7 protein-coding genes and 1 pseudogene are annotated in these 6565 nt (G+C 57.9%); 2 read left to right on the top strand and 6 right to left on the bottom strand.

What is annotated here, in order from left to right; all coding sequences use genetic code 11:
* The first annotated feature begins 34 nt into the window (after positions 1 to 34).
* Positions 35 to 97 carry a hypothetical protein gene (locus EET67_RS26735; RefSeq protein WP_425359557.1) on the top strand — a complete coding sequence of 21 codons (63 nt, stop codon included), beginning with the start codon at positions 35 to 37 and terminating at the stop codon, positions 95 to 97.
* A gap of 38 nt (positions 98 to 135) precedes the next feature.
* On the opposite strand, the pseudogene EET67_RS26280 reads toward EET67_RS26735, so the two are convergent.
* From EET67_RS26280 to EET67_RS24900, 6 genes and pseudogenes are all read right to left on the bottom strand, one after another.
* Positions 136 to 393: pseudogene (locus tag EET67_RS26280) on the bottom strand (glutaminase); the annotation flags it as partial.
* A 416-nt stretch (positions 394 to 809) separates the two neighbouring features.
* Positions 810 to 2123: a TRAP transporter large permease gene (locus EET67_RS24920; RefSeq protein WP_128628864.1), complete on the bottom strand. Its 1314-nt coding sequence runs from the start codon at positions 2121 to 2123 to the stop codon at positions 810 to 812.
* Between the two features lie 14 nt (positions 2124 to 2137).
* On the bottom strand, positions 2138 to 2638 hold the full coding sequence (locus tag EET67_RS24915; RefSeq protein ID WP_128628863.1) for a TRAP transporter small permease: 501 nt from the start codon (positions 2636 to 2638) through the stop codon (positions 2138 to 2140).
* Between the two features lie 56 nt (positions 2639 to 2694).
* Positions 2695 to 3699 carry a TRAP transporter substrate-binding protein DctP gene (dctP, locus tag EET67_RS24910; protein ID WP_128628862.1) on the bottom strand — a complete coding sequence of 335 codons (1005 nt, stop codon included), beginning with the start codon at positions 3697 to 3699 and terminating at the stop codon, positions 2695 to 2697.
* Between the two features lie 83 nt (positions 3700 to 3782).
* Positions 3783 to 4427, bottom strand: coding sequence for an isochorismatase family protein (locus EET67_RS24905; protein ID WP_128628861.1), 645 nt, complete (start codon positions 4425 to 4427; stop codon positions 3783 to 3785).
* A 159-nt stretch (positions 4428 to 4586) separates the two neighbouring features.
* A complete protein-coding gene (locus tag EET67_RS24900; RefSeq protein WP_165900041.1) occupies positions 4587 to 5528 on the bottom strand; it encodes a LysR family transcriptional regulator in 942 nt (313 codons plus the stop codon).
* 402 nt (positions 5529 to 5930) lie between these two features.
* Between EET67_RS24900 and EET67_RS24895 the strand changes: the two genes are divergently transcribed.
* Positions 5931 to 6200: a hypothetical protein gene (locus EET67_RS24895; protein WP_128628859.1), complete on the top strand. Its 270-nt coding sequence runs from the start codon at positions 5931 to 5933 to the stop codon at positions 6198 to 6200.
* Positions 6201 to 6565 lie beyond the last annotated feature (365 nt).

The following is a 6565-nucleotide window of genomic DNA, read 5'->3' as shown; positions in this document are numbered from 1 at the left end:
TCCACACGCCTGGCTCGCCCAGACCCTCGAGCGCATTGCCCAGGGCTGGCCGATCTCCCGGATCGACGATCTCATGCCCTGGAACTTCAAAGCCTGAACGGCCGCGGCTACCCGCTTACTATCGTAGAGCCAATCGCCGGAGCTCTCATACAGCCCGGCGGTGACCATCACGGCGAGCGTATAGTGGCAGACACCGACATCGACCACGCGTTGCTTCGTGACCGGATTGACACCGCCATCGGCCAGGGTCGTCCCCATCACCGCAAGGTCCCTTGCGCTGACGTTCAGCGAGCACTGTCTGGCGTAGAGGTCGGTCGCCTCCGTCGCGTCGCAATAGATCCTGTCGTAACTCTGCAGCAGGCGGGCGATACTGCGATTGCGGAAGTTGGTTTGCGAGGCAGAGGCATGACGTCAGCCTCTCTTGCCACAGGATCGTGGAGCGCGAAGGCGCGGCGGAAGGGGCGGCGGCGATGCTGTATCTGCTACCCCGCGACGGAAGTAGACGGACTGCTTGCGGCCATTACGGTCAAGCGGGCCGTCTGTTGTCGGGAAGGTGCAAGCGAGAAGCGAAAATTCCGCATGGAACTGTACTTCGGCTCACTCAGAAACTACCCCATCGCCTTGCTGCAGTGTGAAAGTTGAATTGTAAGCGTGGCACCCAATCGTTTGCTCATTGATTGAATCGTCGCGATACCGGAGCGGCCACTGCTCGGTCATTGGATTCTAATCCAAGAATCGACTGAACTCGAATCCGATAGTGTGTCGCTACCTGGGGGCAAAATTGTACCATCGTATCTCGTCCCTGCGAGTCAACGCGACATGGCAATGCTTGGCAACCACGTTACAAGGGCCGGGAAGATGGTCAGAATTATAATGGCCAGTATTTCGACCAGCACGAAGGGCTGCGCGCCCCACATAATCGACTTGAGTGTGAGTTCCGGCACTACACCCTTGATAACGTAGAGGTTCAGGCCGACCGGTGGTGTGATGACTGCCATCTCGCAGGCAATGACAAGTATGACGCCGAACCAGATAGGGTCGAAGCCCATCTGAATTACAATCGGTAGCAGGATCGGTGTCGTGATCAGTATCACCGATACGATGTCGAGACACATGCCGATGACAAGCAGGAATCCCAGAATGAAAAGAAACAGAACCCAGGTGGAAAAGCCCTGCGACCCGATCCATTCCGCCAGCATCTGCGGGATCATTAGACGCGTTATCAGATAACCGAAAAGCAGCGCCGAGACGAGGATCAGCAGGATCATGCTCGACGTAAGAGCCGAGGACCGCAAAATGTCTTTCAATGTCGCCCACGAAAGCTGTCTCTGCGCGGCAGAGATGCCCAGCGCGGCCACCGCGCCGATACCGGCCGCTTCGGTTGGTGTCGCCATGCCGAGATAGATTGTGCCGATCACCGCGACCATCAACACCAGCGCCGGCCACACGCGCAGGAGGGCGTCAAGCTTTTCCGCCCAGCCATAGCTGGCGGACGCTGTGGGCGCGAGGTGTGGCTTCAGGAAGGTGAGGCCGCAGACATAGATCATCATTAGCACGATCACCAGAAGTGCCGGGATGAGAGCCGCGATGAACAGCTTGCCGATTGAAAGGTCGGCGATCTCGCCATAGAGGATGAAACCGATGCTCGGCGGAATGAGCAGCGCCAGCGCGCCAGCGGCTGCAACCGAGCCGCCGGCAAGTGCGGGATCGTAGCCGCGCTTCAGCATTTCCGGAATGGCGAAGCGCCCGATGGTGGCTGCACCGGCCACGCTGACGCCGCTCATCGCGCCGAAAAGGGCGCAGCTTCCGATGCTGGCTGCGGCGAGATTGCCGGGCAGCCGATTCAGCCAGACATTGAACAGCGTGTAGATGCGCGAGCCGATATCCGTACGGGCGACGACCTCACCCATCAGGATGAACAACGGGATGGCAATCAGTGAATAGCTGGCGAGACCGCGATGCAGAATCGAAGGCGTGGCGAGCAGGGCGGACATGCCACCCTGCATGTACATTCCAAGGAAACTCGCCACACCGAGCGCTGCAAAGATTGGCGCTCCTATCACTAGCAGCACGATGAAAAGGCAAATGACTATCGCGATGATCGTGATGGGATCGGCAAACATCTGGCTTGGTCTTCCTACTGATCGTCAGTGGAGGGAGAAGTAAACAGGCGCTGGACCGTGCTAAGGATAAGTAGAGCCGCGCCGATCGGGACAAGCGCGTAGACTATCCATAGCGGGAAGGCCAGCAGCGTTGCCGAGCGATAGCCGCGAACATAGGACGAAATCACCTGGTTGCTACCAGCCCAGATGATGACACCACAGAAAACCATCACAGAGAGCATGGAAATTATTTTTGCGGTGCGCTTCCAACGCGTCGACATCACGCTGCTCAATGCCTGCATCGACACATGGCGATCCGCGGTCATGCACCATCCGATGGACAACCATGTAATGATAAGCAGCAGGTAGATGCTGATCTCGAAGACATGGACGCTCGGGCGACCGAAGACATAGCGCGCGACAACGCCATAGGTGGTGACAACGGCCAGGGACAGCAGCACGATCTGCGCAACGACCATTCCCAGCCGGTTGGCTTGGGTGACCATCCTTGAAGCGGTTCCAAGAATACGGCTCATGTGAGTGCACTCCGCTTTGCGGGCCAGGCCATTACAGGCTATGGCCCGAATGGCTATCAGGGATTGCGGGTGCTTTCGATGATCTCTAGATACTTTTCACCGTTCTCGACGGTGCTGGCGAACTCGTCGACCGCGGCCTTGGTAGCCTGACGCAGCTTGCTGACTGCTTCCGCATCCATTCGGTGAACAGCGACACCGGCCTCTTCATACTTGGCGATGGCTTCCTCTACGAAGCTGCGGACGCGGGCAATCTGGTCCCGATCGCGTTCCGATGCAGCGTCGAGCATGATCTGCTGCACGTCGGCCGGCAGGCTTTCCCAGCGCTGCCTGTTGATGGCGAGGATCGAGGTGTCGATAGCGAAGTTGGAGATGGTTAGGTGCTTCGCCACTTCGTAGAGGCTACGGCCGATGCCCGTCAGAAGAGGGCGGGGTGTGCCGTCAATAACGCCGCGGTCAAAGGAGAGGTAGAGTTCCGAAGACGGCATGCCGGTTGGTGAACCGCCGAGCAACTGGATCGCCTTGGCATCGGACGAGCCACTGGTCGCCCAGACCTTGCCTACAAAATCGGATTCGGAAAGGATCGGGGTGCTGCGGCTGTAGAACTCGTAGGGATCCCACGGCGCAAGGCCGAGAATGACCACGTCGTGCTTGTCGTTGAGTTCCTGTTTCATCCCTTGATCGGCGAGGCCTGCGGCAAGCGCCCGCTCCATATGGGCTACGTCGTCGAAGACGAACGGCAGCGTGAACAGGGTAAGGGCAGGGATGGTGCCGCTTGGATAGGTCCCGGTCATGTTGGTGATGTCGATATCGCCTCGGCTCAATGCCTGCAACTCGTCATAACCGTCGAAAAGCTGCGCGGAATGGAAGACCTTGATCTTCACCCTGCCGTCGCTCTTGTCCTCAACCGTCTTGACGAAAGCTTCGACCGGCTTCCACACATATTCGTATGTCGGCGGCAGATAAGTCGAGAACGTCAGCTCGAATGTCTCTTGCGCCTGAGCGGCCAGAGCTGTGCCCATGAGCATCACTCCGGCGACGATGGTCTTTGCAAATCTTATCATGTGAACCCTCCCTTGATCTTTATCGTTGCTGCTGGTGGCCAGGTCATTCCGAAACCGGTGCGGCCGTGGTTTTCCATGGAGCGCTATATGGTTTCACCCGGAAAACCCGCCTGTTCGATCATGCCGATAGCGTCGGCAAGATCGATAACTTCCGAGTACTTGCTCTGCATGTCGACCAGATTGCTTTCGTGCTGTTCAGGCGAACGATCGGCAACGCATTCACGGACGACGAAGGGCCTGAAGCCATATTGAATCGCATCGACGACACTCGCCCTGACACAGCCACTTGTCGTGCAGCCCGCGACCAGCAGCGTGTCGTAACCGCCCGCGGCCAAAAGGCTGGCAAGCGGGGTGCCGAAGAACGCGGACGCCTGTGCCTTGACCAACAGCGTGTCGCAGGCCGGATCGAAACCGAGCCGCGGGTCTATCTCGACCGCTTTCGAGCCCCGCATCAGCGTTTCCAGGCTGCCGCATTTTTCGCGCCATACCCCCGCCTCCAGCATGGGAGTGTCGTATCCCACCGCGGTGAAGATCACCGGCGCAGACGGACGGGCCGCAGCAATCAGTCTGGCCGTCGCTTCTACGGAGCGCGCGCAATCAGACGCAAGCGGGCTTACCGAGATGTCGGTGAAACCTAGCTGATAGTCTATGACAAGCAGGGCCGGCTTACGCCCAGGCTTCAGAGAGCCGTAGAACCCGCTCGCCACATTCGCTGCATCCCTGCCCATATGCTTTCAACCCACCTTTTCCAACGCCGGTACTTTGGGTGGAGATTATCGAAGCGCTCATTTGGGACACAATCCAGAAACTAACGAACTAACTCTTTCCATTATGGAATAAGTGGTGAGGAATGTGGGAGGTTTCGCTTGTGCCTCGGGGCTCGGGCATCAGGATACGCGGCGGGGCAGGTCGCTTGTTATCTTGCGGAGGAATTCGACGAACGCCCTTACCTTGGCCGGCAGCAGGCGCCGATGCGGCATGACCGCATAAATCGAACTGATATCCGCCTGATAGTCTGCCAGCACTTCCACAAGTCGACCTTTTCGAAGATCATCGGCGACGTGGTACAGATAGAATCCTGCAATACCCAGGCCGGCAAGACAGGTCTTTCGCAACACTTCACCGTTGTCGGTTGCGAATGAGCTGTCGATTGCGACGCGGCCAACCTTCGTGCCGCTGCGGATCGGCCAGTGGTCCTGAAACGGCGTGCCGATGCCCTTGAGGCAGGAGTGCGTGGCAAGATCCGCCGGGGTCGAAGGTTTTCCATGTCGCTCGATGTAGTCGGGTGATACGCACCAGACACAGGGATTGGGGGCGAGCCTAATCGAACGAAGGTATGTCTCGCCGGCATCCTGCAGCCAGATGGCCACATCGACCCCTTCACGGATCAGGTTGATTTTTGCAGTCGTCGTGTGCACGTCGAGCGCTAGTCGGGGATGTTGGGCCTGAAACTCCGGCAGACGGTCGGCAAGCACCGTCATGGCAAAAGACGGCGGAGCTACCATGCGGATCCAGCCTTCAAGTTCAGCCGGGGCGCCTGCGAAGTTGCCGACCACCTCGTCAAGTGTGGCAAGGACGCTCTTGCAATGCTCGTAGAATACCGCGCCATCGTCGGTTATGCTCAATTGTCGCGTCGTCCGACGCACCAACGCCGTATTAAGCGTCTGCTCAAGCATGTCGACATGCTTGCTGACGGTCGAGGGTGCAATTTGCAACTGCCTTGCAGTTTTCGAGAAGCTCTGGTTCGCTACCACCAGCAGGAAAATGCGCAGAGAGGCAATCGACGTGCTATCGAGACGTTCGAGACGCCCTGGAGAAAGCCCACTCACAGTATGTCCTCCAGTCCGTGCCTGTTTCATAGCCAAGTGCAGAACTAGTACATGCCTTTCCGTGGGTCTACGGCAGGGAGGGGAGCACTATCGGATCACTGCCAAAATTGAGTGATCTGCTCTACTACGGTTTCATGTTTGCGCGGTTCTCCACTAGCGCCCGCGGAAGCTGGCGGCCTATCTATAAAACAGTCGCCGCCAATCAGGCTCAGGAAGCAGCCATTGGCGGGTTGCTCGTGGCCTTCGGTAAGAAGATTTGGGCTGCGGTCGTGGGGAGTTAGGTGGCCAACTCGAACATCTGAAATGAAACTCGGCTGGGGCAGGTAGCTACAGCCTCAAAACTAGCTCGCCAGAGGGCGTCTGGCACGATAGTCTTTGATCCGCAAAATCAGGACCGTGACGATGCTCGATCTAGGTGAAGTTCTCGATCCGTTTCGAAAGCAGGTGATCGATATCAAGGACGCGCTTGCGCGCGCCCGCTATCTCTATGATGGCCTCGACCTGATTTTAGAGAACGTCGAGGATCCTAAGGTTCGTGGGGCTTCGCAAGAGGTGTTCTCGTCCGCTAGTGAACGGATGGACGCAATCGACGCGATGCTGGACGAGTTTTATCGTCAGTTGTCTTCGACGGATCGGATCTTGGCGGCTTATAGGGCCAATCCTAAGACCTGATACGGGCGCTGGCGGCAAACTTCACACGCAGCTTGAAAGGAAACGCTGCGGGAGCCGAGTAGCCCAACACGGCTTGCGGCCGCGTGGTATACGCTCACCGGCCGGCCACTGCCCTGACCATTTTTCCCGACTTCAGCAAATGAATGGCCCGTCTCGGTTCGCCGGGGCGGGCCTGTTCGTTTATGCGATGGCATAGGACGCTAGTTCGCCGCAACCACGAGCAAGCTTGAAAAGATCGCGGCGGTAGCTGTGATTTTTCGTGGAATGAGGACCCTGTTTGAGGGGTGATTTTCGTCCAAACGGGACCCCTTAACGTGGGGTCATCAAAATGCCTCCGGTTTCATCGGAGGCATTTGCGTTTTGGA

This window comes from Borborobacter arsenicus, from assembly GCF_003934165.1.
GTDB lineage: Bacteria > Pseudomonadota > Alphaproteobacteria > Rhizobiales > Rhizobiaceae > Pseudaminobacter > Pseudaminobacter arsenicus.
This window is presented reverse-complemented; position numbering and strand designations above follow the sequence as displayed.

Coding starts and splice junctions, on each gene's coding strand:
- EET67_RS24920 (WP_128628864.1), bottom strand. CDS start 2,123: ATGTTTGCCGATCCCATCACGATCATCGCGATAGTCATTTGCCTTTTC.
- EET67_RS24915 (WP_128628863.1), bottom strand. CDS start 2,638: ATGAGCCGTATTCTTGGAACCGCTTCAAGGATGGTCACCCAAGCCAAC.
- dctP (WP_128628862.1), bottom strand. CDS start 3,699: ATGATAAGATTTGCAAAGACCATCGTCGCCGGAGTGATGCTCATGGGC.
- EET67_RS24905 (WP_128628861.1), bottom strand. CDS start 4,427: ATGGGCAGGGATGCAGCGAATGTGGCGAGCGGGTTCTACGGCTCTCTG.
- EET67_RS24895 (WP_128628859.1), top strand. CDS start 5,931: ATGCTCGATCTAGGTGAAGTTCTCGATCCGTTTCGAAAGCAGGTGATC.